The organism is Paenibacillus sp. FSL R7-0333 (assembly GCF_038000365.1).
GTDB lineage: Bacteria > Bacillota > Bacilli > Paenibacillales > Paenibacillaceae > Paenibacillus_AQ > Paenibacillus_AQ silagei.
The window spans coordinates 2,970,323-2,996,820 of the sequence record NZ_JBBOBZ010000001.1 but is presented as its reverse complement, the minus strand read 5'-3'; the positions used below and the strand labels follow the sequence as shown (position 1 = coordinate 2,996,820).

The 26,498-nt window shown below is 54.6% G+C and carries 24 protein-coding genes; 7 read left to right on the top strand and 17 right to left on the bottom strand.

The features are described from left to right. Positions 1-63: 63 nt before the first annotated feature. The 7 genes from MKY86_RS12305 to MKY86_RS12275 all read right to left on the bottom strand — a co-directional run bounded on the left by MKY86_RS12305 (position 64) and on the right by MKY86_RS12275 (position 9,138). Positions 64-732 carry a TraX family protein gene (locus MKY86_RS12305; protein ID WP_076074467.1) on the bottom strand — a complete coding sequence of 223 codons (669 nt, stop codon included), beginning with the start codon at positions 730-732 and terminating at the stop codon, positions 64-66. Positions 733-886: 154 nt separating this feature from the next. After that, positions 887-2,050, bottom strand: coding sequence for a multiple monosaccharide ABC transporter permease (gene mmsB / locus MKY86_RS12300; protein WP_076074464.1), 1,164 nt, complete (start codon positions 2,048-2,050; stop codon positions 887-889). A gap of 6 nt (positions 2,051-2,056) precedes the next feature. Next, positions 2,057-3,586, bottom strand: a complete 1,530-nt coding sequence (mmsA, locus tag MKY86_RS12295; RefSeq protein ID WP_076074462.1) for a multiple monosaccharide ABC transporter ATP-binding protein — start codon at positions 3,584-3,586, stop codon at positions 2,057-2,059. Positions 3,587-3,687: 101 nt separating this feature from the next. Continuing rightward, positions 3,688-4,797, bottom strand: coding sequence for a multiple monosaccharide ABC transporter substrate-binding protein (chvE, locus tag MKY86_RS12290; protein ID WP_076074460.1), 1,110 nt, complete (start codon positions 4,795-4,797; stop codon positions 3,688-3,690). A 203-nt stretch (positions 4,798-5,000) separates the two neighbouring features. Then, on the bottom strand, positions 5,001-6,215 hold the full coding sequence (locus MKY86_RS12285; protein ID WP_076074458.1) for a response regulator transcription factor: 1,215 nt from the start codon (positions 6,213-6,215) through the stop codon (positions 5,001-5,003). Positions 6,216-6,237: 22 nt separating this feature from the next. Further along, a complete protein-coding gene (locus tag MKY86_RS12280) occupies positions 6,238-8,103 on the bottom strand; it encodes a cache domain-containing sensor histidine kinase (protein ID WP_076074455.1) in 1,866 nt (621 codons plus the stop codon). Between the two features lie 21 nt (positions 8,104-8,124). Beyond that, positions 8,125-9,138, bottom strand: coding sequence for a substrate-binding domain-containing protein (locus MKY86_RS12275; protein WP_076074453.1), 1,014 nt, complete (start codon positions 9,136-9,138; stop codon positions 8,125-8,127). Between the two features lie 216 nt (positions 9,139-9,354). On the opposite strand from MKY86_RS12275, the gene MKY86_RS12270 reads away from it, so the two are divergent. The 4 genes from MKY86_RS12270 to MKY86_RS12255 all read left to right on the top strand — a co-directional run bounded on the left by MKY86_RS12270 (position 9,355) and on the right by MKY86_RS12255 (position 12,600). Next, on the top strand, positions 9,355-9,543 hold the full coding sequence (locus MKY86_RS12270) for a hypothetical protein (protein WP_076074449.1): 189 nt from the start codon (positions 9,355-9,357) through the stop codon (positions 9,541-9,543). 140 nt (positions 9,544-9,683) lie between these two features. After that, positions 9,684-10,598, top strand: a complete 915-nt coding sequence (locus MKY86_RS12265) for a helix-turn-helix transcriptional regulator (RefSeq protein ID WP_076074447.1) — start codon at positions 9,684-9,686, stop codon at positions 10,596-10,598. Beyond that, complete coding sequence (locus tag MKY86_RS12260) at positions 10,595-11,602, top strand: hypothetical protein (RefSeq protein ID WP_340826931.1); 1,008 nt, start codon at positions 10,595-10,597, stop codon at positions 11,600-11,602. Before MKY86_RS12265 ends, MKY86_RS12260 begins: the two co-directional genes overlap by 4 nt. After that, entirely contained in the window at positions 11,599-12,600 is a 1,002-nt protein-coding gene (locus MKY86_RS12255; RefSeq protein ID WP_076074444.1) for a hypothetical protein, read from the top strand. Before MKY86_RS12260 ends, MKY86_RS12255 begins: the two co-directional genes overlap by 4 nt. A 15-nt stretch (positions 12,601-12,615) precedes the next feature. Here the strand turns inward: MKY86_RS12255 and MKY86_RS12250 are convergent, their stop codons facing one another. The 7 genes from MKY86_RS12250 to MKY86_RS12220 all read right to left on the bottom strand — a co-directional run bounded on the left by MKY86_RS12250 (position 12,616) and on the right by MKY86_RS12220 (position 20,658). Next, complete coding sequence (locus tag MKY86_RS12250; protein WP_340826930.1) at positions 12,616-14,427, bottom strand: LTA synthase family protein; 1,812 nt, start codon at positions 14,425-14,427, stop codon at positions 12,616-12,618. A gap of 364 nt (positions 14,428-14,791) precedes the next feature. Then, the gene (locus MKY86_RS12245) at positions 14,792-15,784 is read right to left on the bottom strand and encodes an aldose 1-epimerase (RefSeq protein WP_076074439.1); all 993 of its coding nucleotides are present in this window, start codon (positions 15,782-15,784) and stop codon (positions 14,792-14,794) included. 82 nt (positions 15,785-15,866) lie between these two features. After that, the gene (locus MKY86_RS12240; RefSeq protein ID WP_076074900.1) at positions 15,867-16,589 is read right to left on the bottom strand and encodes an MgtC/SapB family protein; all 723 of its coding nucleotides are present in this window, start codon (positions 16,587-16,589) and stop codon (positions 15,867-15,869) included. Positions 16,590-16,829: 240 nt separating this feature from the next. After that, positions 16,830-17,621 carry an SDR family oxidoreductase gene (locus tag MKY86_RS12235; RefSeq protein WP_076074436.1) on the bottom strand — a complete coding sequence of 264 codons (792 nt, stop codon included), beginning with the start codon at positions 17,619-17,621 and terminating at the stop codon, positions 16,830-16,832. A 179-nt stretch (positions 17,622-17,800) separates the two neighbouring features. Further along, on the bottom strand, positions 17,801-18,595 hold the full coding sequence (locus MKY86_RS12230; protein ID WP_076074433.1) for an ABC transporter ATP-binding protein: 795 nt from the start codon (positions 18,593-18,595) through the stop codon (positions 17,801-17,803). Next, positions 18,582-19,511 (bottom strand): ABC transporter permease, encoded by a 930-nt coding sequence (locus tag MKY86_RS12225; RefSeq protein WP_076074430.1) that lies wholly within the window; start codon positions 19,509-19,511, stop codon positions 18,582-18,584. Before MKY86_RS12225 ends, MKY86_RS12230 begins: the two co-directional genes overlap by 14 nt. Before the next feature lie 70 nt (positions 19,512-19,581). Then, on the bottom strand, positions 19,582-20,658 hold the full coding sequence (locus MKY86_RS12220; protein ID WP_036729373.1) for an ABC transporter substrate-binding protein: 1,077 nt from the start codon (positions 20,656-20,658) through the stop codon (positions 19,582-19,584). A gap of 325 nt (positions 20,659-20,983) precedes the next feature. Between MKY86_RS12220 and MKY86_RS12215 the strand changes: the two genes are divergently transcribed. Beyond that, positions 20,984-21,919, top strand: a complete 936-nt coding sequence (locus MKY86_RS12215; protein ID WP_340826929.1) for a C40 family peptidase — start codon at positions 20,984-20,986, stop codon at positions 21,917-21,919. A 150-nt stretch (positions 21,920-22,069) separates the two neighbouring features. Here MKY86_RS12215 and MKY86_RS12210 read toward each other — a convergent pair whose 3' ends face one another. Then, positions 22,070-22,486 carry a DUF2500 domain-containing protein gene (locus tag MKY86_RS12210; protein WP_340826928.1) on the bottom strand — a complete coding sequence of 139 codons (417 nt, stop codon included), beginning with the start codon at positions 22,484-22,486 and terminating at the stop codon, positions 22,070-22,072. 183 nt (positions 22,487-22,669) lie between these two features. Here MKY86_RS12210 and MKY86_RS12205 point away from each other — a divergent pair, with 183 nt between their 5' ends. Together MKY86_RS12205 and MKY86_RS12200 are read left to right on the top strand one after the other, a co-directional pair. Beyond that, positions 22,670-23,044 carry a hypothetical protein gene (locus tag MKY86_RS12205; RefSeq protein WP_076074428.1) on the top strand — a complete coding sequence of 125 codons (375 nt, stop codon included), beginning with the start codon at positions 22,670-22,672 and terminating at the stop codon, positions 23,042-23,044. A 61-nt stretch (positions 23,045-23,105) separates the two neighbouring features. Next, positions 23,106-23,978, top strand: coding sequence for a YitT family protein (locus MKY86_RS12200; protein ID WP_076074425.1), 873 nt, complete (start codon positions 23,106-23,108; stop codon positions 23,976-23,978). Between the two features lie 114 nt (positions 23,979-24,092). On the opposite strand, the gene MKY86_RS12195 is transcribed toward MKY86_RS12200, so the two are convergent. Together MKY86_RS12195 and recG are read right to left on the bottom strand one after the other, a co-directional pair. Further along, a complete protein-coding gene (locus tag MKY86_RS12195; protein ID WP_076074422.1) occupies positions 24,093-24,380 on the bottom strand; it encodes a stage VI sporulation protein F in 288 nt (95 codons plus the stop codon). A 66-nt stretch (positions 24,381-24,446) separates the two neighbouring features. Beyond that, complete coding sequence (gene recG / locus MKY86_RS12190; protein WP_076074420.1) at positions 24,447-26,498, bottom strand: ATP-dependent DNA helicase RecG; 2,052 nt, start codon at positions 26,496-26,498, stop codon at positions 24,447-24,449.

The window sequence follows — 26,498 nt, the reverse complement described above, 5'->3', positions numbered from 1 at the left end:
AACGTACCCATCATCTCAGAGGAGCATGGATTTGTAAATACAGCACCTGGAAATGATGAACCCTCATACGCTAAATAAACTCCGCCATTCTATAAATACCCATTCTTTGAAAAAGAGAAACTTTACCAACGCAAGTATTGCTAAATGGGCCGGATAAAAGCACCACCAGACCCAGCGCGGCAGACGCTTCTTCTCCAGCAGCACCCAAAAACCCGGAGTCAGCGCAATCAGAAGGGTCGGAATAATGCTGGCCATCTGCACCAGCCAATGATAATAGAACAGATAGAATACATTCAGCGCCAAATGCGCCAGCACCAGCACGTAAGAACGGGTATAACGGAAGATCAGCACCAGCAGCAGGCCGTACGCGTTGTAGTCCACCGGCAGAGCATCCATCAGCAGCACAGCGACTACCACTACCGGAATACCCGCCCACAGATTCGGCAGCTTATCAAGCAGGGCAAGGACCAGCGCTGAGATCAGCAGGGTGAAGACGACGTTCCAGCCTCCCGGATGAATCGCCAGATTGTACGGAATCTGTGCCAACACCGCAATGATAAGCAGCCGCCGCAGATAACGGGGTCTGGAGGAGGTATGGATATAGCCTTGCGCCAGCGCGTAGCAGTAGATCGGGAAGGCAATTCTCCCCACATATCTCCAGGCAAGCTCACCCGGGAAAAAGATCAGGCCGACATGGTCAATCAGCATGGTCAGCATGGCAATAATCTGCATCTGTAGCCTCCTGTTACGTTCATGAAATATAAAGCACCTTAGGTGCTATTATCCATGCCAGAGCCGTATGCTGCAAGCTGTGCGGGAGAACTTGTACGACAGGCAAGCCGGAGCCGCTCCCTCTGGAGCAGCTCCGGCCCGGTTCTATCTTATATCAGGCTGTCTTCGACTTGTTATAGATATCAAAGCCTACGGCAAGCAGCAGCACCAGTCCCTTGATCCCCTGCTGCCAGTCTACGCCGAGGCCGACGAGCGACATGCCGTTGTTCATGACGCCCATAACCAGACCTCCGATAATAGCACCGACTACGGTTCCGATTCCCCCGGACGCGGAGGCTCCGCCGATGAAGCAGGCAGCGATAGCATCCAGCTCGAAGTTCGTACCGGCCTTAGGGGTAGCCGAGTTCAGGCGGGCCGCGAAGACCAGACCGGACAGGGCAGCGAGTACACCCATGTTGACGAATACCCAGAAGGTCACCCGTTTGGTTTTGACGCCGGAGAGGCTTGCCGCCTTCTCATTGCCGCCCAGGGCATAGATATGCCGCCCCATGGTCATGTGGTTCATGACGAAGGAGTACAATACGATCAGCACCATCAGAATCACAAGGATATTAGGAATCCCGTTATATTGTGCCAGAACATAGGTGAACAGGTTGATGACAATCACCAGCGCAGCGGCTTTGGCAACGGACATCCAGATTGGAGACCGCTCAAAACCGTACTTCACGGTGATCCGGCGGCTGCGTATTTCCTGATAGATCACCAGCAGCGACAGCAGAATACCAATGATCAAGGTCAGTACATTCAGCGAACCCCCGCTCGCAACATCGGGAATGAACCCGGAGCTGATCTTCTGAAAAGTCTTCGGGAAAGGCGCAATCGACTGCCCGTTCAGCACGATCATCGTCAGGCCCCGGAACAGCAGCATGCCCGCCAGGGTCACGATGAACGCCGGGATTTTGACATAAGCGACCCAGAAGCCCTGCCAGGCCCCGACCAGCGCGCCCATCAGCAGTGAGATGACTACGGCCAGCACCGGATTCAGCTCCATATCCACCATCATAATGGCCGACAGGGCACCGATGAAGGCAGCTACCGAGCCGACCGAGAGGTCGATATGCCCAGTGATGATTACCAGCACCATCCCGATAGCCAGCACCAGTATGTAGCTGTTCTGCAGAATGAGATTGGTCACGTTCAGCGGCTTCAGCAGAATGCCGTCGGTCAGAATTTGAAAGAACACCGAAATAAAAATCAAGGCAATGATCATGCCGTATTGGCGGATATTTTTTTTGAACAGTTCACTAATGGCTCCCATGCGGTGTTACCCCCTGCTTCGTGTCATAAATTTCATCAAAAGCTCCTGCGACGCATCCTTCCGCTCCACTTCCCCGCTGATTCGCCCTTCACACATGGTGTAGATCCGGTCGCACATTCCAATAATTTCCGGCAGCTCGGAAGAGATGACCAGCACGCCCTTCCCCTCTGCGGCAAGGCTGTTGATGATGGAATAGATTTCGTATTTGGCCCCGACATCGATGCCCCGCGTAGGCTCATCGAGGATCAGAACATCCGGCTGGGCGTAGATCCATTTGCTGAGTACCACCTTCTGCTGGTTGCCACCGCTGAGATTCACGGTTTTTTGCAGGATGCTGGGAGTCTTGATATTCAGCTTCTTGCGATACTCCTCTGCGACCAGCACTTCCTCGTTCTCATTAATGACGCCATGGCGGGAGAGCTTCTTCAGGCTGCTGAGCGAGATGTTCCGCTTAATATCGTCGATCAGGATCAGGCCGTAATGCTTGCGGTCCTCGGTCACGTAGGCTAACCCATGCTCTATCGCCTGGCTGATGTTATTCAGGTGTACTTCCTTGCCGTGCATAAAAGTCTGGCCGCTGATCCGCTTGCCATATGACTTGCCGAACACACTCATCGCCAGCTCCGTGCGCCCTGCGCCCATCAGCCCGGCAATGCCGACCACCTCACCCCGCCGGATGTGGAGATTGATCTGATCCAGCATTTTGCGGTCCGCCTGGGTCTCATGATAGACATTCCAGTCACGGATCTCGAAGATCGTCTCTCCCGGATCCGGTGTGCGCTCAGGGTAACGGTTCGTCAGATCACGCCCGACCATGCCTTTGATAATGACATCCTCTGTAACGGCATCCTGCTTCATATCCAGGGTCTTGATGGTCTGTCCATCCCGCAGAATCGTGACGGAATCCGCTATTTTCTCGATTTCGTTCAATTTGTGGGAAATGATAATCGAGGATATCCCCTGCTTCTTCAGCTCCAGAATGAGCAGCAGCAGGTTCTCGCTATCATCCTCATTCAGCGCCGCAGTCGGTTCGTCGAGAATGAGCAGCTTCACTTCCTTGGAGAGCGCCTTCGCGATCTCTACAAGCTGCTGCTTGCCGACACCTATCGTAGAGACTCCTGTAAACGGCGATTCCTTGAGGCCGACGGTCGTTAGCAGCGCCTTGGTCTTGACCGTCGTTTCGTTCCAGTTGATCACCCCGCGTCTGGCCTGTTCATTGCCGAGGAAGATGTTCTCCGAAATCGACAAATACGGAATCAGCGCCAGCTCCTGATGGATAATGACGATCCCCAGGCCCTCGCTGTCCTTGATATCCTTGAACTGGCATACCTGCCCCTGGTAATAGATATCCCCTTCATACGTCCCGTGCGGATACACTCCGCTAAGCACCTTCATCAGCGTGGACTTGCCTGCCCCATTCTCTCCGCAGAGGGCGTGGATCTCGCCTGCCTTCACCTGCAGATTGACTGACGAGAGCGCTTTGACGCCGGGGAATGTCTTGGTAATGCCTTTCATCTCCAAAATAATTTCGCTCATGTGCCTCTCACCCAGCTTTCCTTGTGACTGTGCAGCGGTTCTCCGGCGGATATTATCGTTGTTAGATGCCGCCGGGAAACCGCGAGAATTGCTGCTGATTATTATTGTCCGAGCTGCTCTTTGGTGTAGTAGCCGCCGTCTACCAGCACTTTATCCACGTTGCCCGCATCCACAGAGACCGGCTCCAGAAGGTAGGACGGGACGATTTTGACCCCGTTGTCGTAGGTGGTGGTATCGTTGACTTCAGCTTCGGTCCCCTTCAGCACACTCTCGGTCATCTCCACCGCCTTCTTGGCCAGCTCGCGGGTATCCTTGAATACCGTCTGAGTCTGCTCTCCGGCCAGAATGGACTTCACGGAAGCCAGCTCGGCGTCCTGTCCGGTAACCACCGGAAGCTTCTTGTCACCGGAGCCGTAGCCTACACCCTTGAGCGAAGACAGGATACCGATGCTGATGCCATCGTATGGAGACAAGACGGCGTCCAGATTATCGCTCGCATAGTTCGCACTCAGCAGGTTATCCATCCGTGACTGGGCGGCAGCGCCGTCCCAGCGCAACGTAGCTACCTTATCCATCGTAAGCTGCTTGCTGCGGACCACCAGTTTACCGGAATCGATATATGGCTTCAGAATCGACATGGCGCCGTCGAAGAAGAAGTAGGCATTGTTGTCATCCGGCGATCCGCCGAACAGCTCGATGTTGAACGGGCCTTTGCCGTCCTTCAGGCCAAGCTTCTCTTCAATGTAAGAGCCTTGCAGCACACCCACCTTGAAATTATCGAAGGTCGCATAATAGTCTACGAATTCACTTTTTTTGATCAGACGGTCATAAGCGATCACCTTAACGTTGGCGTCATGCGCCTTCTGCAGCACGTCCGTCAGCGCCTCACCGTCAATTGAAGCGATTACAATGGCGTTCACACCTTTGGTGATCATGTTCTCAATTTGCGACACTTGATTCTCGACAACATCCTCCGCATATTGCAGATCCGTCCCGTAGCCCAGCTTCTCGAACTCCTTGACCATGTTGTTGCCGTCATTCACCCAGCGCTCCGAAGATTTGGTCGGCATCGCGATGCCCACCTTGCCCTTCGATGTATCCCCGCCGCCGGAAGAGCTGCCAGCGCTGCTGGATGAATTACCGCTGTTGCCGCATGCAGATAAGATGAGTACCATTGTTAGCAGAAGCGTAATCATTGAATATTTTTTCATTCCTGCACTACCCCCTGAACTATTCTGATGTCTTCCACAGGTGTTCCCGTGTGACAAATCGAGTATAGCAACCGGGGGCAGGTGCCGTATTTACACTGAGACTACTGTTTTTATGAAAATATAACTTTTTATATACAAAAAGGAATGCCCTCTCGCCTATAGATGGCTACTGAAGCATTCCCCACTATTAATCAGATCTTCTATTACTTGCGTACCTCAGCCTGCACCCCTTTACGGAACTGCAGCGGTGCCACACCGGTCTGCTTCTTGAAGGCGGTGCTGAAATAATGCTGGGTCTCATAGCCCGACTGCTCCGCCACCTCGTTAATACTGAGGTCGGTTGAATGCAGAAGCTGGGCGGCCCGGCGGATACGGGTCTGGGTCAGATACGTGCCGAAGGATTGGCCCAGCTCCTGCTTGAACAGGCGGCTCAGATAGACCGGGGAGGCTTGAAGCAGGCCTGCTGTGGCCTCCAGGGTAAGCTCGCATTCGCTGTAATGCTCCTGGATATGCTGCTTCGCCCGGCGGACGAGCGGGGACAGCGGCTGCTCCTTGACCAGCGCCACCCGGCAGCTCCGGTAAGCGGCAGCAAGCTCTGTAATCTCTCCCTGGATCAGCCGCGTGCCGACTTCAACAGCGATTTTGAGATGGCTGCGCACTGCGGCCTCCACTCCGGCCAGGATGCGCTCACCGGCGGCATCCCACAGCAGGATAACGGTCAATCCGGCGGCGTCCCGGAACATCACCTTGGGATAAGGGTCCAACAGCTCGGCGGCGATATTCTCGATGGCGAACAAGAAGAGCTGGCGCTCCTTCTCCTTCATCGCCGGATGCTGGCCCTCCCACCTCCAGCGGATGATGCCGATCAGCTCCGGCCGCTGCGGCGGAAGCTTGAGGAATTGCAGCTGCTCCCGGATCTCCGCCTGGCTCAGATTACCGTCCAGCCATTCCTGGCAGAAGCGCTCGCGCAGCAGCGGGAAGTTCTTCATCAGCTGCCGGGAAGCCTGCTCCAGATGCTGGCTCTGCTCCCGCTCGGACTCCAGCTCATCGCGGACGCCCCGCAGCACCTGCATCAATTGCTTCGGCTCCGCAGGCTTGAGAATATAATCATTCACCTGCAGCCGGATCGACTCCTGTGCATAGGTGAATTCATCGTGGCCGGTGATCACAATAATCTTGCAGCCGGGCAGCGCTTCCCGCAGTTGCTTCATCAGCTCCATGCCATGCATAATCGGCATGTTCAGATCCACCAGGGCGATATGGATCTTATGCTCCACAGCCAGCTCCAGCGCCTCCTCCCCGTCTTCTGCCTCTGCCGTCACCTCCATACCCAGGCTATCCCAGTCCACGCATTGCCGGATGCCCTCCCGGATAATGCGTTCATCATCGGCAATGATTACTTTCCATTTCTCTATCATCTGTGGATCATCCTCCTCTGTCCTAATCCTTCTCAGGGTAATGCTCACGAACAACCGGATGACGCACCGTTACAAGAGTTCCCTGACCCGGTCCGCTCTCAATCTGGATCCCGTACGGCGCTCCATAGGTCAGCCTGATACGCGCCTGCACATTCAATATGCCATAGCCGCTTCCTGCGCTGCCCGTTACAGCCATGTCCGTCTCCGTACGCTCCAGTTCTTCTGCGCCAACCGTTTCGAGCCGCCGCCTGAGCTCCTTCAGCTTATCTGCAGACATCCCTGCACCATCATCGCGTACAGTAAGATACAGGTCGTTGTCCCGTTCTACAACTGCAATGGAGAGGTGGCCGGGGCCGCGCCGTTCCTTGATGCCGTGATAGATCGCGTTCTCCACCATCGGCTGCAGCAGCAGCTTAAGCACATACAGCTCCTGTAAGTGCGGCTCCACTTCAATGGAATAGGTTAGCTTGGTGCTATAACGGACATGCTGAATTTTCAGATAGCTGACGATATGCTCCAGCTCATCGGAGAGCGGTATGATATCGCTCCCTTTGCTTAAGCCCAGCCGGAACAGCCTGGAGAGGGACTGGACCACCTCGGCGATATCCTCCGCTCCCTTGCTGCGGGCCATCCAGTGAATCGTATCCAGCGTATTGTACAGAAAATGCGGCTTGATATGCGCCTGGAGACTGCGCAGCTCCGCCTCACGCTTTTGCCGCGCCTGAAGCTCGGTCAGGGATAGCAGCCGGCTAATCTGGGCCAGCATCGTATTGAAGCTGCGGCCGAGCAGCCCGATCTCATCGGAACGGCTGCCCCAGTAGCGGATCGTCAGATCACCGGACTGCGCCTTGCTCATGAAGGAAGCCAGCTGGCCGATAGGACGGGAGATCGAATAGGCCAGATAGAACGAGGCAGTCATGCCCAGCATACAGACTACAAATACAAAGGTAACAACATTGAACGTAATCTCGCGGATTCCATAAGCCGACTCATCCATCGGGAACACGCCCATCGTGGTCCAGCCGGTAAACGGCGAGGTCCGGTAGATCAGCTGAAGCTTGCGGCCGTCTACTGTCTCCGAGGTAATGCCCGAGGACTCGGTGAACAGACCTGCCGGGATGGTACGCATTAAAGGGTGCTGCGGCGCGTAAATCATCTCTCCGCGATTGTCCACCACTGTCAGATATCCGGTTTTGCCGAGCGTGACATCTCTAGCCGTCTCCGCGATCACCCGCAGCTTCAGATCCACCAGCACCACGCCCTGGACCACCTGCGTCTCAGGATTCACAATGGCCCGTACGGCAGAGACCACCTCGCTCTCCTTATAGTCCACATGGGACCTGACCGCACGGCCATACGGATGCCCGACGATCAGGAAGATCCCCTTATTCTCTGCCGCCTGCTTGTACCAGCTCTCCTCCGTCAGCCGGGTACCGGAACGGGTATACATCTCGTTGCTGATGAAATCGCCTTCACGGTTGACCAGCATGATGCCGGCTATCTCGGAGCTGAGTGTGGTGAAGCCCTGCAGAAATTTGCGGATATTGTATTCCGCCGATTCCCCGTTGCCCGCTGCGGGGTCCGGCTGTGCCGGAGCCGGTGACGCCCCCTTCAGGAACTTCTGGACGCCCGGATCGAACGAGATCAGGTATGTAATTTTCTGCAGATTCTCCACATCACTCTCTATGGCGGTATTCACCTTGCGGATGAGCTGCATCGTGTTCTCGGTACTCTGCTCCTCCACGATCCGGTCCACCGTCCAGCCAATCAACAGCCCCAGTCCAATGGAAGGCAGAATGCTAATCAGCAAAAAGTGAATAATCAGCTTATAGCGGATCGGCATATTATTCAGCTTCAGCTTCTCCATGCTCACGCCGGTCTTGTGCATCACAGGCTCCCCCTCTGCCGCCTATTTGGCATAATAATTGTCCACATTCTGCCGCGTGACCACATCAATTCCGGTATCTACAGAATCGGGGACAGGCAGGGGCTTGTTATTGGCATAGGCCTCAGGGTCAGCCTCCAGATCACGGTGCAGATGAAACAACTGGGTCAGCGACCAGTAGCCCATATTCCAGGTGCCCTGGGCCATGGTTGCGGCAATCTTGCCTTCCTTCACCAGATCGAGTGTGCCTTTATCCGTATCGAAGCTGATAATCTGCGGGACCGGTCCGCTCCCATAGGCGGCATCCACAGCTTCCGCGACCCCGATGCCTCCATTACTTTCCGTGGCAAAAATCCCCGCCAAATGCGGATAACGCACCAGCAGCTGCTCGGCAGCCTCCCTGGACGCCACCTGATCTCCCCGCCCATCCTTAACCGCCACCAGCTTCATCTGCGGGTACTTGCTGCGAATCGTATCGGTGAAGCCGTCGGTCCGCTCCTGGTGATTATGCTGATCCGGTGTGGTTATAATGGCTACCTCGCCCTTGCCCCCGGTCAGCTCGGCCATCTTATGCGCCGCCTTCGTTCCGGCGTTATAATTGTCCGTTCCCAGGAAGGAATACGCCTTGCTGCCCTCCGCCCCCGAATCAAACAGCACCACCGGAATGCCGCTCTCCACAGCCTTGTTAATCGTCGCTGTAAGCAGCTTGGAATTCACGGCCGAGATGGCAATCCCCGCCGGCTTCTTGGCGATGGTCTGCTCCAGCACCGTCATCTGTTCACTCGCGTTATGCTGAGTGGAGCCGTGATACTCGACGGATACATTAAGCTCCTCTGCGGCATCCTCGAAGCCCTTCAGCACACTTTTCCAGTAATCAATGCCGATCTGGAATGTGACCATCACATATTTGTCCTCAATATTACCGCGCAGTCCGGCAGACTCCCACGGGTCTGCCGACTTCCCCTGCTGCTTGTAATTCAGCACGTAGAGCACGAAGATGCCGATTAACAGCACATAGACAAGCCACAACTTTTTCACATATGTATCCCCTTTCATAACAATAAATGCCGAAGGTCACAGACCCCAGGTTTTTCCATCTATGTCCAATCTAGTCTACTGGCTTGGCAGCCGTTCCGTCAATTACGTTACTGGGCCAATAGTTAAAAACTCGTTATCTGCTACGACATTTTATGTCGTACCGCTTGTTCTATACTGGACAGGTACCATCAATTCAATGAAACGAGGATTACAGGAATGTCAAAAACCAAACGCGGACGGGTACTCTGGACCCTTCCTTCCCGTGGACGCGGCACCTGCCCGGTCTGCGGGACCACCCGGATCAAGCTGCTCTACACCAAAATAAAATCCGACGGCACCGCCCTGAAGGTCTGCAAGCGCTGCGACAAAGCCACGCAGGTTAGAGTGGACGCAGCAACCAAGTAAATTGACGCAAGGATGCTCCATGCTTCATGCTTCGTGCATGGATGCCGGGGCATCCTTGTTTCTTTGAGAGGAACGCTCACGCTGGTCTAAAGCACCGTCTCCAGCTATACTGGAGGCTGACAGAAAGGAGCGGGAGCAGCATGAGCCATATTCACCGGATTCAGTGGTTTGACCAGCAGGTCCGCCAGCTTACTTATCCGAACAGCAGCAAGCTGGCGGAGCAGTTCGAGATTTCCAGGCGCCAGGCCCAGCGGGATATTGAATACCTGGCGGAATCGCTGCGGGCCCCGCTCCGCTATATAGCGAAGCAGCGCGGATATATCTATGAGGACAACAGCTTCGTGCTCCCACATCTGTACATTACGGACGAGGAGCAGCGGGTGCTGAAATATCTGGCTTACCGGTATAGTCACTATGATTATGAGAACGCCCAGACCATCCGCAAGGTGGGCGGTCTGCTGGAGCGGTTCACGGCGCAGCCGCTTGCGGACAGGGAGATTAAGCTGCCTGTATTTGAAGTGAATCCCCACCGACTGCAGGTCATGGAGATGCTGGAGCAGGCTATCCAGGCCCGCAGGGTGGTCCATGTTCTCTACCGGAACGGGCAGGATCCCCCGCAGGAGCTGTATCTCTGTCCTCTACAGCTAAGCCGGCGGATTGAAGATGATTATCTCGTGGCCGCTGTGGAAGGAGACGGGCGGAGTGAGTATTACAACCTGTCGGGCATCCGTGAGCTAACACTGACCAGCAGGGTTTTCATAGCTGGGGAGAACGGTCCTGCAGCTCCAGCCGGGCAGGCCAGACCCTTGAAGCCGTTCACGGCAAGAATCCGGTTACCCGGAATACCCCGGGAGCCGTCTTGGGGAGGTTACCAGCTTCGCGCCGCTGACAAGGATATCTACGAAGTTGATTTTTATGATACCAGCGCGTTCATTGCACATCTGCTCCACTCGGAGTGGAGTGCCCTCCTGGCCCCCAAATGGCTGAAGGAAAAGCTCCGCAGCATCTGTGAGACAGTAGTGAGCCGCCTGGATGAACAGGAGAATGAACAGTGAGCAAACGAACAGGTGTAATCCTTGACGTCCGGATGCAGCGTGAATCGAAATCCTTTACCGATGCGCTCTATGCCGTACTGACTGCCGTCGGGTTATTCGAGGGTCCAAAATTCATGCTCTCCGGGCTAACCGGCATGGCCTTCAAATTCACCGTACATGAGAAGCTCCTCCCCATGTCTGTTACGGCTTACGGACAGTGGGGCACAGAGCATCGCCGGGCTGTCGACAACCTCGGGATCTTCTTGGTGGATGACGGCGGGAGAACCAGACATGATTCATTCGGGGCGTATCAACGGATCGCTATTGACTGTGTCAAGCAGAGTCTGGATCGCGGTCTGGCCTGCCTCTACTGGATACCGGAATTCGGAGTGATTCATGGTTATGATGAGGATGACCGGGTGTTCTATGTACAGGATGGCTGGTCCGGTGAGACACAATATGTGCTGTATGATAACTTCGGCCTTAACTTCACGCCCTTCTGGGACTGTATGTATGTCGGAGAGCGGGTGATGATTCCGTTGCAGGATACTGTACTTGAATCACTTCGGCTTGCGCTGGAGGATTGGGAGACTCCTCACAAAACACTTCCTGACTTAAGCCTCGGTTCAGGCCGCCTGGCCTACAGCTTCCTGATCCGGGCGCTTCAGCAGGGCGGATTCGACAGCTACGGCGCTATTTACATCCTTGAATCGTACATGACTTCACGGATCGAGATCTCCGCTTATCTGCAGGAGGTTCAGTCCGTATTGCCGGGGTTGGAGGAGGTTCAGCACTTGTATGCTGAGCTGGTGGAGGGGCTGAGGGGACCGCTCGCGGCTGCAATCTCTGCGAAGAACAGCGGCAAGCTGCTAATGCAAGTTCAGCTTCCCTCCCTCTGCTCTGCTTTGAAGAAGGCCTTGGAGCTGGAGGAACGGGCGATGCAGCAGGTTACAAAAATTTCTGGGCAGTACCCGGACCGGAAGCGGTCCACACTGCCCAGATGGGGGGCGCACACCGCACGATGAATGAACATCATAATAAGCACGCTTCAGCCGCTGCGGATCAGCCGCGTGTGCCGCTCGCTTCTTCTTTTGCAGATGCGATGCACCAGGTCCTGTCGGCCAAAGGCTGGTTCACACTCTCCAAGCCCATGCTGGCCGGAATGACGGCCTTATGTTTCCGTCTGTCGGTACACAGGCAGCTTCACCCGGATTCTGCTACGGCATATAACTGGGCGGCTGAACATTGCGTAGCAGCAGATCTGATTGGTATTATCGCCATGCAGGGTGCAGGCTTTAACTTCAGCCCTACCTTCCCTCTCTATCAGAAGCAGGCTATTTCAGAAATCCGCAGATCACTTGAGCAAGGCACCGGTGTGGTCTGCTGGAAGGACCGTTTCATAGTGATTACCCGCTGTGATGATGAACGGCAGCTTTTCTATTACACAGAGAATGCTTCTGCCGCAGAGCTGGAGCTGCCTTACGAGCAATTCGGAAGGAATGAATCGCCATATTGGTATGGCCAAATCTATGAAGGCCAGATCCGCAAGGATACCGTTCAGGTGCTCAGAGAGTCCTTCATCCAGGCGGTGTATAAGGCAGAGGTTCATGATCTGATGCTGCCGGAATCGCAATACGCCTGCGGCCTGCGGGCCTATGATGCTATGCTGGAAGCCTTGGCGGACAACAACTTTGATGCTGCCGGAGCTTATGAGACGCTGCTTTTCTATGCAGGATTGAAGCAGGACACTGCAGCCTACGCAAGAGAAGCCAGCCAGTATTGGCCCGAAGTTGAAGGCGTTGCAGAGCATTATGCAGCTCTAGCTGCTGTCTATAATCAAATAACGCACACTCTATGCAAGCAGACTGTACAAGCTCCAGAGGGTCCATGTTCGCTGGATGCCCAATCTCTGCTTCCACTCCTCCGGGAAGCCAAGCATATCGAGACCGCAGCGATCCAGTCCATTCGTATGCTGCTGCGGGAGCCGATTGAGAACCGCTTCCATGATGTGGGGCTGCGCTAAGCCCGGGCGGAGTGCTCAGAACATCAGCGACTCCGCATATTTCTCCCCTTCCAGCAGGTCATATTCGACCAGACGGTAGTCAGCCAGCAGCGCCTGCTGCTCAGGGGTCAGCTCCTTCAGAATTCCGGTATCGCCCGGCCCGATTAGCACCTTCTTGCTAAGTCCCGGAATTTCCGCCCGTACCTGCTCCAGCAGCTTATAAAAGGCCGGCAGCGTCTGCCCGGATAACCGGAAGACCGCAGGGCCGAGAAAGGCCGGACTAAGCGTCCCGAGCGGCTCCTTCCCGATCTCAAAGTTAGCGAGTACCAACAGCTTCGTCTCATGCTTCAGCCTTGGCTCCTGATCCCAGCCTGCTGCGGTATAGATCCCGGCGCTGAGCGCAGGCAGATGATCTCCCCAGAACACCGCGATAGTGGGCCGCTTGATCTTCAGCAGCTCCTGCTGGAGATCAGCCATGGCCTCGTCTGTCAGCTTGGTATCCTGCACATAAGTCTCCAGCTCATCCTTCTGCTCCGGCAGTCCGCCTTGGACGGTGATGGTGTTCGGTCCGTTCACGCCTTTGACGAATGGAAAATGATTCTGCATCGTCACCAGATGCAGGAATGCCGGGCCCGATGCCTCTTGAAGCTGCCGGACCGCCTCCTGTACAGCTGCTTTATCCGAGACATACCCCTCTGGAGTCAGGCGGTCAGCGTCCGGCAGATCCTTCTCACTTGTGAAGCGGTCGAACCCCAGCACCGGATAGACACGGTTCCGGTTATAGAAGGTATCATCGAACGGATGCAACGCCAGTGCCTCATACCCTCTGTCCTTCAGAATACTGACGATCGACGGCAGGGAGGACATTTTGACGATGCGCTGTTGATACGGAATCGTTCCATCCCCCAGAAAATACATCGACAGCCCGGTCAGGGCCTCGAACTCCACATTAGCCGTATTGCCGCCGAATTCCGGGGACAGCAAATAACCGGACGGCGTCTGGCCCGCCACCCCATGGATGAATTTCAGCGGATCTTCGCTAAGCGTATATCCGGGCAGGCGCGTAGGGTCGAAGAACGCCTCATTCATCATAAACAGAATGTTCGGCTGCTCCCCTGGCGCGGCCTGTGCCGGCGCCTCCGGCAATGCCGAATACTTGGCAGCTACCGCTTCAACCGCTTCGCGGGTATAGCCCTCCGGCTTGTCCATCAGGCTCTGCCGCAGATTCCCGGCGAACGCATAGACGAACCCGTTCTGCGTATAATTCACCTTCTGATTCCAGAAGATGTTCTGATAGCTCATTGCTGCAACCACAGGAGATTGACCGGTGACCAGCACTAGAAACCATGTGCTTAGCCCCACAGAGATCCCCGCCAGCGTCACGCGCAAGGACAGTCTGATCCTGTTCTTCGGCAGCTTAATAATCACAAGGACCAGACCGGAAACCAGCAGAACAGCGGTCCCTATAGCAAACGGAGAGATCATCCCGCTGGTAATCTTGCTCATGCCTTCGGCATTCTTCAGCAGCATCAGATCCCACGGAAACAGCGGTTCGCCTCTCGTAGCCAGCTTCTGATCACTGGCAATCCCCAGCAGCACGAACAGCGCCGAGACCACCGCCGGCCCCGCATACGCATTCGGCACAATCACTGAGCTTAAGAGCAGGAGGAAGAAAATAAACAGACTTCCGGTACAATACAGCCAAGGATAAGCGCCAACCCACTCCAATGCATGAAGCACATCCATCCGAAAAGAAGCAGCCTGCAAAAACAAATTCAGCCCAAATCCCACAGCCAGCAAAATGATCAATAAATACGACAAACGCTTCGATGGCAATAACCGTGACAAGTTCATTCACTCCTAACTGTTAAAGGAGTAGTATACGCCTTTTAGCTTAAAACCGCCTTAAAATTCAGTAGCCAAATGGGTACAACGCTACAAAAAAGAGCTGCATCCATACATCAGACGCTGCTCTCTTCTTTATGTTCTACTCTCATCCCAGCGGGATAGACTTAATTTGTAATATACACTCAGGGTGAAGTGGCGGAAGAGAAGTTTGAACTGGAGGAGCGATAGCGTTCGCCTTTAGGTTTGTATTTCTACTGCGAACAGCAGTTTAAATCAGGAAATACAAACCTAACAGCGGCCGGAAGTCAAACCTTCTTTGCAGCCACGGATAACCCCTGAGAGGGTTTTATCGCTTCAAAACCCCCTACTTCACGTATATCCGGCTGCTCTCCTCCCAATATTCCCCAGGCTCCAGCCCGAACAAGCCGATTTCATCAGCAGGCAGATCCACCTTCGGCGCATTCACCAGGTTGATCTGCGGCTCAGGACAGAAGAAGCCTTCGGTCGCGCCGTTGTTCCAGATCATCCATTGCTTATACGAGGTGCCCACATCATACACGAGCGTAACTCCGGCCTTGCGGTCGGTCAGCTCCATCCGGTTCCGTCCATTCTGGGCGGCTGCGGTGTAGTGGTTGTCCATAGACGCGTAGAACGGATACAATCCTTCGCCGCGCAGAGCTACCTCATCAGCAGTCAGCTCCTGGAATTTGCCGGTTGGCAGCATCCGCTCGTTAAGCTCCCAGCGTTCGCCAATCGTTAGCTTAACACGGTAATCCTGCGCGCTGCTCCCTGGGGCGAACGGAGCATTAATAGCGGTATGGAACGCCAGCAGGCAAGGCATCAGCACATCGCCGTCATTGTGGACCAGCAGCTGCTGGGACAGGCCGCCTTCACCGAGCGTGTAGCGCAGCTTGATCGTATATTTGAACGGCAAATACTGATAGGACGGATGGTTCTCATCCACCTTGATCGCTACAGTGACGAAGCTTTCGCTTGTGCCGGTGCCGAATTCCTCTACCTCCCATGCTGCTGTATGTAGGAAGCCATGCAGATGATTGCCGGTTTTGGCTTCATTCACAGGCAAATGATAGGTCTGTCCATTCCACGGGAACTCTCCATCCTCATAGCGGTTCGGCGGAAACAGTACAGGAATACCGTGTATACCCGGGTTCGCCTTGAACGCTTCCATCTCTTCCGCGCCAGGCTCATGTAAGAAACGGTAACCGCTCTCAGTATCCCGGAAGCAGATCAGATTCCCGCCGATGCCCGGCAGAATAGCCGCTTCATAACGGCCGGCCTTCAGCCAGACAGCCGCTTCGCCCTCATAGTGTCCTTCAAATGCTGTAATCGGTGTCATTACATTAATCTCCTTCCATATGATCAAAATGACTCTCTCATAGATAGAGTACCACATCTGCCGGAATGGCAACATGCCATTTTTACAGCTGCTCCACTTCGACACTCATGACATGCTCGATTTTTTTCACATCATAATAGATTTCCGTAGCATAATCCTTGTCTGGCGCAGAAACGACCATGTCGATCATCTGCCTGCCATCCTCGAGATCCTTGATCTTCATCCGCCGGATCGTCCGGCCGGTTTTGCGTGTTTTGCGCTGTTCGGTAATGACATGCCGCTGCTCAATCTTCTGAATCACATCCGTCAGAATATAATTCGGTTCCATAATGATTTTGATGGAGATTTCGTGCTTGTTCAGCACTTCAGGTCCGATGGCTTTGATAAGCAGAGGCACAGCGTTAACCGCAAACATAAGCAGGATAACCGCATAACCCGCCTCTACATAAAAGCCTGCGCCAACTGCAATTCCGATACCGGATGCCGTCCAGATCAGCGCGGCCGAGGTTAAGCCGGAGATCGCATCTCCGCCTCTGCGCAGAATAACACCCGCTCCCAAAAAACCGATACCGCTGACAATCTGCGCCGCCAGACGCATCGGGTCCATATTGGGATGATCCGTTCCGCCGAATTTGTCATACGCATGAATAGATACCAGGGTTACCAGACAGCTGGCGATACTGATGACCATACTGGTCCGGATTCCCAGCGGTTTCTGTTTCAATTGGCGGTCAATGCCGATGAACAGCCCGAACAGCATGGCCACAAGCAGCTTGATGATTGATTCCATATGCAGCAGGTCCATATTCATAATTTATCTTCCTCCTTCCTCGCCCGTCATGGCACATAGAATCAGTATACCTGAAATGCGCTGCAACTTTTACTGAAATTTTCTGCTGCCCGGTCAAAACAAGAAACGGACGCCTATCCCCGCTAACCGGGAGCTTCAGGCAGTACTGCCTAAGGCTCCGGCAAGGAACATCGTCCGCTTCAGAGAAGACTTCACTTATCCCATCATATGAGCAATGAGTGACTTATAGAAGGATTAGCCGTGCAGGAGGGATTCCGCTCCGTCACAGTAGATTTCCGTACCCGTGATATGATCCGAATCCTCAGAAGCCAGGAACAGCGCCAGCTTAGCCACCTGATCCGGACGCCCCGGCCCCTTCTCCAGCGGCTGCCCGCCATCCGGGAATTCCACTTCAATCTGCACTTCCTTAAGATCATCCGAAGGATAGGTATTATCATCTATATTCGTGGTAATTGCTCCCGGACAGATAGCGTTTACACGAATCTTGTACTGGGCCAGCTCAAGCGCAGCCATCTTCATAAAAGCCACCTGCCCCGCCTTGGTCGTACTATATGCGGAGAACCCGACATTGGAGAATACCCGGTTACCGTTGATCGAGCTGTTGATCAGAATACTGCCGCCCTTCTCTTTGAGATGGGGGATGGCATACTTGACAGTGGCGAAGGTGCCCCGCAGATTAATCTGAATCGTCTGATCCCAGGACTCGATGTCCATTGTCTCAATCGGTGTCATGGCCCCGTTAATCCCGGCATTGGCGAAGACCACATCCAGCTGTCCCCACTTCTCGATAACCTGCTTCACAGCATGCTCCACCTGCGGCGGATCAGCGATATCGCATTCAAACACTGCAGCTTCCCCGCCCTCCTGCGTGATCTGAGCGGCCACCTTCTCCGCATTCTCCACCGTACGGTCCAGAAGTGCCACCTTGGCTCCGCTTCTGGCGAACTCCAGCACAGATGCCCGGCCGATGCCCGAGCCGCCTCCTGTAACAATCGCTACCTTGCCTTCCAGTTTCTTCGCAGTCATATGTCCAGTCGCCTCCATTTGGTGTTTGATGTTCAAGTTATGTTCTTTCCCTTAACTTTACCTCTCATACCCGGAAGTGAATCGGACCAGGGACACCTGAAAATGACAAAAAGCTCGATCCGCTACCGGATCAACCGGCTGCAGATCAAGCTATAACGCTAAAGACTGATGATCCCTAATCAGCCCAGCATCATCCGGTCGTCAGCCAGCTTATGGCCGCTGATCGCTTCGAATTCGCCAAGCAGACGCTCTACCGTCAGATCCTTTTTGCGCGTCTCATCGAAATCGAGGATGATCGATCCCTTATCCATCATGATGAGCCGGTTGCCCAGGCGGATCGCCTGATCCATGTTATGGGTAACCATCAGCGTAGTCAGCTTCATCTCACGGACAATGGATTCCGTAAGGGTGGTGATCAGCTCGGCGCGCGAAGGGTCAAGCGCAGCTGTATGCTCATCCAGCAGCAGAATCTGCGGCTGGGTGAAGGTCGCCATCAGCAGGCTCAACGCCTGCCGCTCGCCTCCTGAGAGCAGCCCCACCTTGGCGCGCAGCCGGTCCTCGAGGCCGATGCCCAGGCGGCTGAGCTGTTCGCGGAACAGCGTACGTCTGTGCGCATTGACACCCAAGGACAGCCCGCGGGGTTTGCCCCGCTTGTAGGCCATAGCCAGGTTCTCCTCAATCGTCATATGCGGCGCTGTCCCGGCCATCGGGTCCTGGAAGACCCGGCCGATCCAGCGTGCGCGCTGGTATTCCGCCAGATGGCTGATCGAGCTGCCTTCAATGCGCGCTTCCCCCAGATCGGGCTTCATCACGCCTGAGATAATATTCATCAGTGTAGATTTGCCGGCACCGTTACTGCCGATAATCGTTACGAAATCGCCCGCGTTCAGTTCAAGATCGATCCCCAGCAGCGCGACCTTCTCATCCGGCGAGCCGGGGTTGAACAGCTTACATACATTGTCAAGCTTCAACATTGGCGGCCCCTCCTCTCTGCTTACTGCGCTGAGCCAGCTCAGCAAGCTCTGCCGTCCGTCTGCGGGCCGTGCTCTTCTGCTTCACATACCGCTGAACCGACGGGAAGACGAGGGCAATAATGACGATAATTGCGGTGATCAGCTTGAGATCGGAAGGCTTGAGCCAAGACACCCGGAGTGCCAGAGCGACAACGATCCGGTACACGATGGAGCCGAGCAGCACAGCCAGTGTCGCCCGGAAGACGTTCTTCGCACCGAAGATCGCTTCCCCGATAATCACCGACGCAAGCCCGATGACAATCATACCGATCCCCATCGACGCATCGGCGAAGGAAGAATACTGGGCGATCAATGCGCCCGAGAGCGCCACCAGCCCGTTCGACAGGCTGATCCCCAGAATGGTTGTTGTATCCGTGTTCACTCCGAAGCTGCGGATCATCCGCGAGTTGTCGCCGGTGGCCCGCAGGGCCAGTCCCAGATCGGTGCGCAGGAACAGATCCATCAGGATTTTGACCAGTACAACGATAAAAGGCATGACCAGCAGCGGATTCATGGAGCTGAGCAATGTGTCATCTCCCATCAAGGAGACATTCGGCTTCACCAGAATCCGCAGATTGATCGAATACAAGGCAATCATCATCAGAATTCCGGACAACAGCCCGTTGATTTTACCTTTGGTATGGAGCAGACCGGTACACATCCCTGCCGCCATCCCCCCGAGCATTGCGCACAAGGTCGCCAATAGCGGAGAATAACCGCTGCTGATCATCAATGCAGCAATCGCGCCGCCGGTTGTAAAGCTTCCATCCACCGTCAGATCGGGAAAATCCAGAATACGGAAGGTAATATACACCCCAAGTGCCATGAATGCGTAGAGCAGGCCCATTTCCAGAGCCCCGATTAATGAATTATACATTGCTGACTTCCTCCCTCAAGCGGCAAAGGGCGCCCAGCTCGGACGCACCCTCTTTATGAAACTCTGTAGGTTATTGAATAATATTATTGCCCGGATCAGCCACTTCAGCCTTCATAGCATCCGTTACTTCAATTCCCTGTGCTGCCGCCGCCTTGAGATTAAGGACCAAGTCCAGCTTCTCCTGCATCGTCACTTTCATATCACCGGGACTTTTTCCGTTCTTAAGCACTTCAACCGCCATTTGGCCGACCTGATAGCCATGATCATAGTATTTGAAGCCCACTGTAGCAAAAGCACCCTTCTCCACCGTATCACGGTCTGCCGAGAAGAACGGAAGCTTGTTGTCGTTAGCCGTCTGGATAATCGCGTCTACGCCGCTCACAACGGAGTTATCGAGTGTAATATACAGCGCATCCACGCGCCCTACAAGCGATTCCGCAGCCTGCTTCACTTCCGAAGTGTTGGTAATCGCCGCCTTCACCAGCTCGATCCCGTGCTTGTCCAGCTCACCCTTTGCGATATCAGCCATAACTACAGCATTGGGCTCCCCTTCATTAATAACCAGACCAAGCTTCTTCACCTTGGGGAACTGCGTGGCAATGAAGTTCATCAGGCGGGTAATGGACTCCGGATTGGTATCCGATACGCCAGACACATTGCCTCCCGGATGTTCCAGATCGCTTACAATCTTGGCATCGAGAGGGTCGGTTACCGCAGCGAACAGAATCGGAGTGTCCTTCACATTCTGTACGACAGCCTGAGCCGAAGGTGTAGCAATCCCCAGCACCAGATCGTTCTTGTCGCCGGCAATCTTCTGGGCAATGGACAGGTTGTTGGCCTGATCCGCCTGGGCGTTCTGAAGATCTACCTTCAGGTTCTCCCCTTCGACAATCCCGCCATCCTTCAGCGCAGCCAGGAATCCCTCACGAGTAGCGTCCAGTGACGGATGCTCCACATATTGCGAGATGGCAATCTTGTAGGACTTGGCATCGCCGGACCCTGCACCCGAGGCAGGAGCTTCCGTCGCTGCGGCCGGGGCATTCCCGGTACCCGGGTCATTCTTCACTGCTGCATTATTGTTGCCGCAACCGGCAGCTACGAGCATCAAGGCCATACTTAGCCCCATCCAAATCTTCTTAGTCTTCATCAGATTACCCCTCTTCTTGTACGGGTTCAGCGCGAGAACCTGGGCTAGCGGTCCAGCATTATCGCTTTCATCTTTAAAAGCATTAAAGCGAAGGCCCGCAGCCTGTCCCATCCGCTCCCCGAATCTATTAAACATATATTATATGTAGGTTGATTTCCCGTCAATCATTTAAGTGAGGTCCATATTTTACAAAATACGCACAATGAGTGTCTCCTCGCTTCAACATTCTGCGGTTTCTCTTGACATTGTTTGCTAAGGCCTGCAGCACATAAAAATAGCGGTCCTGCACAAACTTACCTTAAAGTTTGAAGATGGAGCGTGCCCCATGCCAATAATCAATCTGCGTACCAGTAAAATTTTATTATCCTCCGCCATCCTAGCTACCGCCATTGCCGGAACAACCGCCTGCAGCTACACCAGCAAGGACAGCACTCCCAAGGTTAACTCGCTGACGCCAACCGGAACGTTCGCAGGCAGCTATTATGAGAAGAATTCTTTTACCGACAAGGAAGGCAAGTATTGGATTCCGCTCAAACCGGCTGTCGCCTCTATCGGCTTCCGGATGAAGGATGACACGGCAAGCGGCGGATACACCAAGCTCGGCTATAGTGATGTCATGTATATGCTGCGGCCGGATTCCAGCCAGGTGTTCTCATTGGGCCAGAAAATCACCCTTCCCGATGTCCCCGTCCGCCGCGAAGGTCAAATCTATATCACCCCCACCGCCTTGTCCAAGCTGCTGCAGACTGAGGTCGGCTGGAATCCCGTTACTGGCGAGATCAATATCGCGACTCCTTCCGACAGGGAGAATACAGAGGACTCCGCCAAGGTGGAGGCTGCGAAGCCGCTGCGGATTCAGAGTGTATCAAATGTGGACACGGGCGAGCTGGTCTCTTATGCCAAAAAATTTCTCGGTGTACCTTATGATTTCGGTGCCGGACCGTATGAAGAGACTAAGCGCTTCGACTGCTCGTCCTTTACACGCCATGTCTTTCAGAAATTCGGGGTGGATCTGCCCCGGCTGGCCAAAGATCAGGACAATATCGGCAGACGGGTATCGCGCAGCTCGCTGGAGCCCGGCGATCTGATCTTCTTCACCGTACCCGGACGTTTCGAGAGCGACGCGGTTCCCGGTCATGTCGGTATCTACATCGGCGGCGGGAATTTCATTCACACCTGGGGTGACCCCGGCGTGCAGATCAGTGAGCTGGACAGCGGATACTGGAGCAACGTAATTCTGCACATGCAGCGCGTGCTCTAGAACAGGACACAATAAATGCAAGGCAGCTTGCCCGGGCTCGCTCACTTAGCGACCGGTCCGCTTCCTTGCATTTTTTTTTGCTGCAAATAAATGCTATTCCAAAGGTTACTCCCGGCTCTTCATGGAGAGATTCTCCGTTCGCTTCAACAATCACCCGCTATCCCTCTGCATCCCTGCCCGCACGAACCCTTTGAACCGGCTGCCCTGGTACGACAGCTCCCCCCGGTCCCCCTCTACAATCATGGCATACGCCCTCGGCTTCACTTCAAGCTCTCTGCGGCTGCCATTATGGAATTCAAAGGTCACATAATAACTCGTATGCGTCCCCATATACCCTCTTCCGCCCCAGACCTCTGTCCGTTTGGCAACAGCCGTAACTACCCTTGATTGCAGAGGGCTGGTCTGGTTCGTCGTCCAGGTCTTGAGTCCTCTCCAAATCGTGTAAGCAACAAAGCCCGCAATCAGCAGCAGAATGAGCTTTAACAAGAATGGCCCCTCCGTGAAAAATCCGCTCCGGCTGCTGGCCGCTGCCGGATACAAACCGTTAAATACGCCTGCATTATGCAAATTAACCGCTCCTTCCGATCATTTTTTCACAAAAAGTTCAATTTACTAGAGAATACGCAGCGTAGCAGCTCCGGTTTCGTTATTCCGCAGTCGCAGGCCTTGAAATAATAGCGTATTATATTTGGTCCTGCTAAGATCCTATGATATGCTTTAACTACGATGTACAAAAAAGGGGGTGTTCTCATGAGGAGAGATTGGACGCGTCTGACGCTGCTGGATCTGCTGAAGGCTGTGTTCCTTCCGGTGCTGCTGCTGACTTTTCTGATCATGGCCCTCCAGATGCTGCATGAACAAGAGCCTGAGATACATTCTGTAAGGCCGGACCGCTATGAGCATAAGCTGGCCCAGCCAGTGCGCGTGCATCATACGCAGATTTATGACACCCAGGCCGTCCGGCTTGCTCCCCGTGAGAACCCGCTGACGCTGGAGTCCGGACCTCCCGGGCTGCTGCTCTGTGTATCTCTGCTCCCCTTCATTTACATTCTGCTGAAGCGGCTGCTGCTGATTCCGCTGAAATATAATTCACATTTCGTAGGAGTACGGCTGTACGCTGAATGAAGCTGCAAGCGCCGTAATCCGCAACACAAATACCGGTTTCCTGCTGAAAGGAGGAAATCTTATGAAAGTCAGATATAGAAACGCTGCACCTTTACGTTATTCCAAGACCTTGCGTCTGCTGTCCATTGTAGGCGGAGGATTACTTGCTGCCGTTGGTCTGGAGCTGTTCCTGATGCCGCATAAGCTGCTTCCGGGCGGCATTGCCGGACTATCCGCCCTGCTGTCCCATGTGACTGAAATGCGGCTTGGATTATTCCTGTTCCTGTTCAACCTTCCGTTTATTCTGATGTCGCGCAGGCAGATTAATCTCCGCTTTGCCTTGTATACGATGCTCGGCCTGATCTGTCTAACGGCAGGGTCTCTGGCCTTGCACCATTTCCCGGCGGCAATCAGTGAGCCGCTGCCCGCGGCTATTGCCGGGGGACTATGTCTCGGGTTCGGCCTGGGCATCTCTGTACGCTTCGGTGGGCTGACCGCAGGAAGCGAGAAGCAGAGCGTACGGCTGCTGAACGGAGGGCCGCCCAAATCGGCTGAGATGCCGATCATGCTGTTCAACATGCTCATCCTGCTCTACGGCGGATCATTATTCGGCTGGGATCAGGCGATGTACAGTATCATTGCGTATCTGCTTGCCTTTGAAGCGCTGCGGTTCTCCTTAAGGGACCTCTCGCTCACGCAGGCGGTGTTCATTACCAGCAGCAAATGCGAGGAGATCCGGCGCAAGCTCCAGCAGACACTGGACCGCGAGGTGAAGCTCGTAAGATCCACAGGACCGGAGGGCGAGCCTGGTACGGTCTTCTGCCTGGCAAGCAGGCTGGAGGAAGAACAGCTCGCATCTATCGTGCATGACTGTGATCAGGACAGCAAGATCGTGATCAATGCCGCGCGGAACAACCGCATCTCAGCGCTTTTCCGCAATAAGCCGCCGGGCTAAGCCGAATAGCCTTCAAGGGTGGCGAAGAACAAGTAAAAAGCGTTCCCGTATGTTACTTACGGGAACGCTTTTTGGATTACAAGCCTATCGGAGATTCCAGAAACCCGCTATTTGTCAGCGGAACATCCCCCATAAGCGGATTAAGTGAAACGTATTGTTCGGATCAATCTTTTGGGCAATGACGAATTTCACAATTTGTTCTTCCTGTGCAGATGTCAGCTTCTCATGCATCACAGACGATGCATTACGAACCAGCTTGCGCACAACGGCTGTATCCTGCAGCTCCTGTTTGGAGATACCGGTAATCATATTCTTGACGCGTTCCTTGACCGCCGGATTCTTCATCTTCAGCTTGATGCGATCCACCAGCTGGGGACTGATTCCATATTGCTGATAACCCAAGTACAGCACCTCCTGTCATATCCAATCATTCACAGTATATGAGGGCAGGTGCCCGGATGTGCCTGTTCAGTCAATTAAATCCCCCTGGAAAATTTGTTCCTGCTGTAAATACCCGCGCAGCGGCGCAACATCCGCCGAGGTCCAGAATGAAGCCTCCCGCAGCAGCTCAGCGGCATCATCGCGCGCCTGCTCAAGCGTCTCGAAGTCAGCGGTCATATCCGCCAGCCGGAATTCAGGCAGGCCGCTCTGCTTCGTCCCGAAGAAATCCCCCGGTCCCCGCAGCTCCAGATCCCGCCGTGACACTTCGAACCCATCATCTGTATCTGTCATCGCAGTCATCCGCTCACGACCGATCTCCGACTTCGGATCAGCCATCAGCACACAGTAGGAAGCATGCTCCCCTCTGCCGACCCGGCCGCGCAGCTGATGCAGCTGAGACAGCCCGAAGCGGTCAGCGTCCATGATGATCATCAGCGTAGCATTCGGGACATCGACACCGACCTCTACGACCGTTGTAGACACCAGAAGCTGCAGTTCGTTACTGTAGAAGTTCCGCATGACTTCATCCTTCTCAGACGGCGTCATTCTCCCGTGAAGCAAGCCCACCTTATAATCCAGAAAAGCCTGCGACATCTGCACATGCAGATCAATCGCATTCTGCACATCCAGCTTCTCCGACTCCTCAATCAGCGGACAGATCAGGTAAGCCTGCCGCCCCTGCCCGATCTCGCGGCTGATCAGGTTCATCACCCGCTCCATCAGATCCGGCTTCACCCAGTAGGTGGTGATCGGCACACGCCCCTTCGGCCGTTCGGACAGCGTAGACACATCCATATCGCCAAAGACGGTGATCGCCAGCGTCCTCGGAATCGGAGTAGCGGTCATCGTCAGCACATCCGGGTTGTACCCCTTGCGCCGCAGAACACTGCGCTGGTTCACCCCGAAGCGGTGCTGCTCATCCGTAACCACAAGCCCCAGGCTGCGGAAGAAGACATCCTCCTGAATCAGGGCATGGGTTCCGACAACCACATCCAGCATACCCATCTGTAGAGAGGCCAGCAGGTCCTTCCGTTTGCGGCCGGATACGCTCCCGGTCAGCAAGCCCACGGTGATGCCGAACGGTTCAAACATCCTCGTAAGCGAGCGCATATGCTGCTCTGCCAGGATTTCAGTCGGCACCATCAGCGCACCCTGAAATCCGGATCTTACAGTTGCGTAGAGCGCTATGGCCGCGAGTACAGTTTTGCCGGAGCCCACATCGCCTTGAAGCAGCCTGTTCATGCAATACCCTGAACGCATATCCTGCAGAATCTCCAGCTCCACATGCTTTTGGGCATCGGTCAGCTCAAACGGCAGGCTGCGCACGAATTGCCTTACGGTTGCATTGTCCACCGTATGAACCACGCCATCCATCCGGCCACGGTTCAGCACGCGGAAGGCTTGTACCTTCAGCTGGAACAGGAACAGTTCCTCATATACCATCCGGCGTCTTCCCTGCTGGCCCTCGCGCGTGTCCTCCGGCTGATGGATCGTGGCTATGGCCCGCTTGCGTGACATGAAGTCATATTTGCGCATAATGCTGTGCGGCAGAATCTCAGGGATCAGGTCCCCGTACTGCTGCAACGCCTGGCCAATAATCCGGCGAATCCAGGACTGCGTAATCTTGCCCCCGACGGAGTATACCGGCTGTAGCGTTCCTGTCTTGCCTTCGCCCCGGTCCGGGAATTCATAGTTGGTCACCGTGATCTGATTCCGCTTCTGGTCCCACTTCCCCGTCAGAACCACTTCACGGCCGACCGTCAGTTGTTCACGCGCATAATGCTGGTTGAACCACGTAGCAGTGAACATCCACGGCTCTGCCACCATCTTGCAGCTCATGCGGGACTTGCCCCCGAAGCGCTGGAGCACCGGAATACCGATGACCTTGGCTACTACGGTCGCCTTATCGCCGTGCTTGACCTCACTGAGAGATTTCGGACGGAAATCCTCATACCGGAAAGGGTAATACTCCAGCAAGTCCTTCACTGTAAAGACGCCAAAGGCGTGAAGCTCACTTTGCTTTTGAGCGCTCACGCCAGTTATTTGTTTCACTTGAATTGAATCCAAAGTAAGCACCAT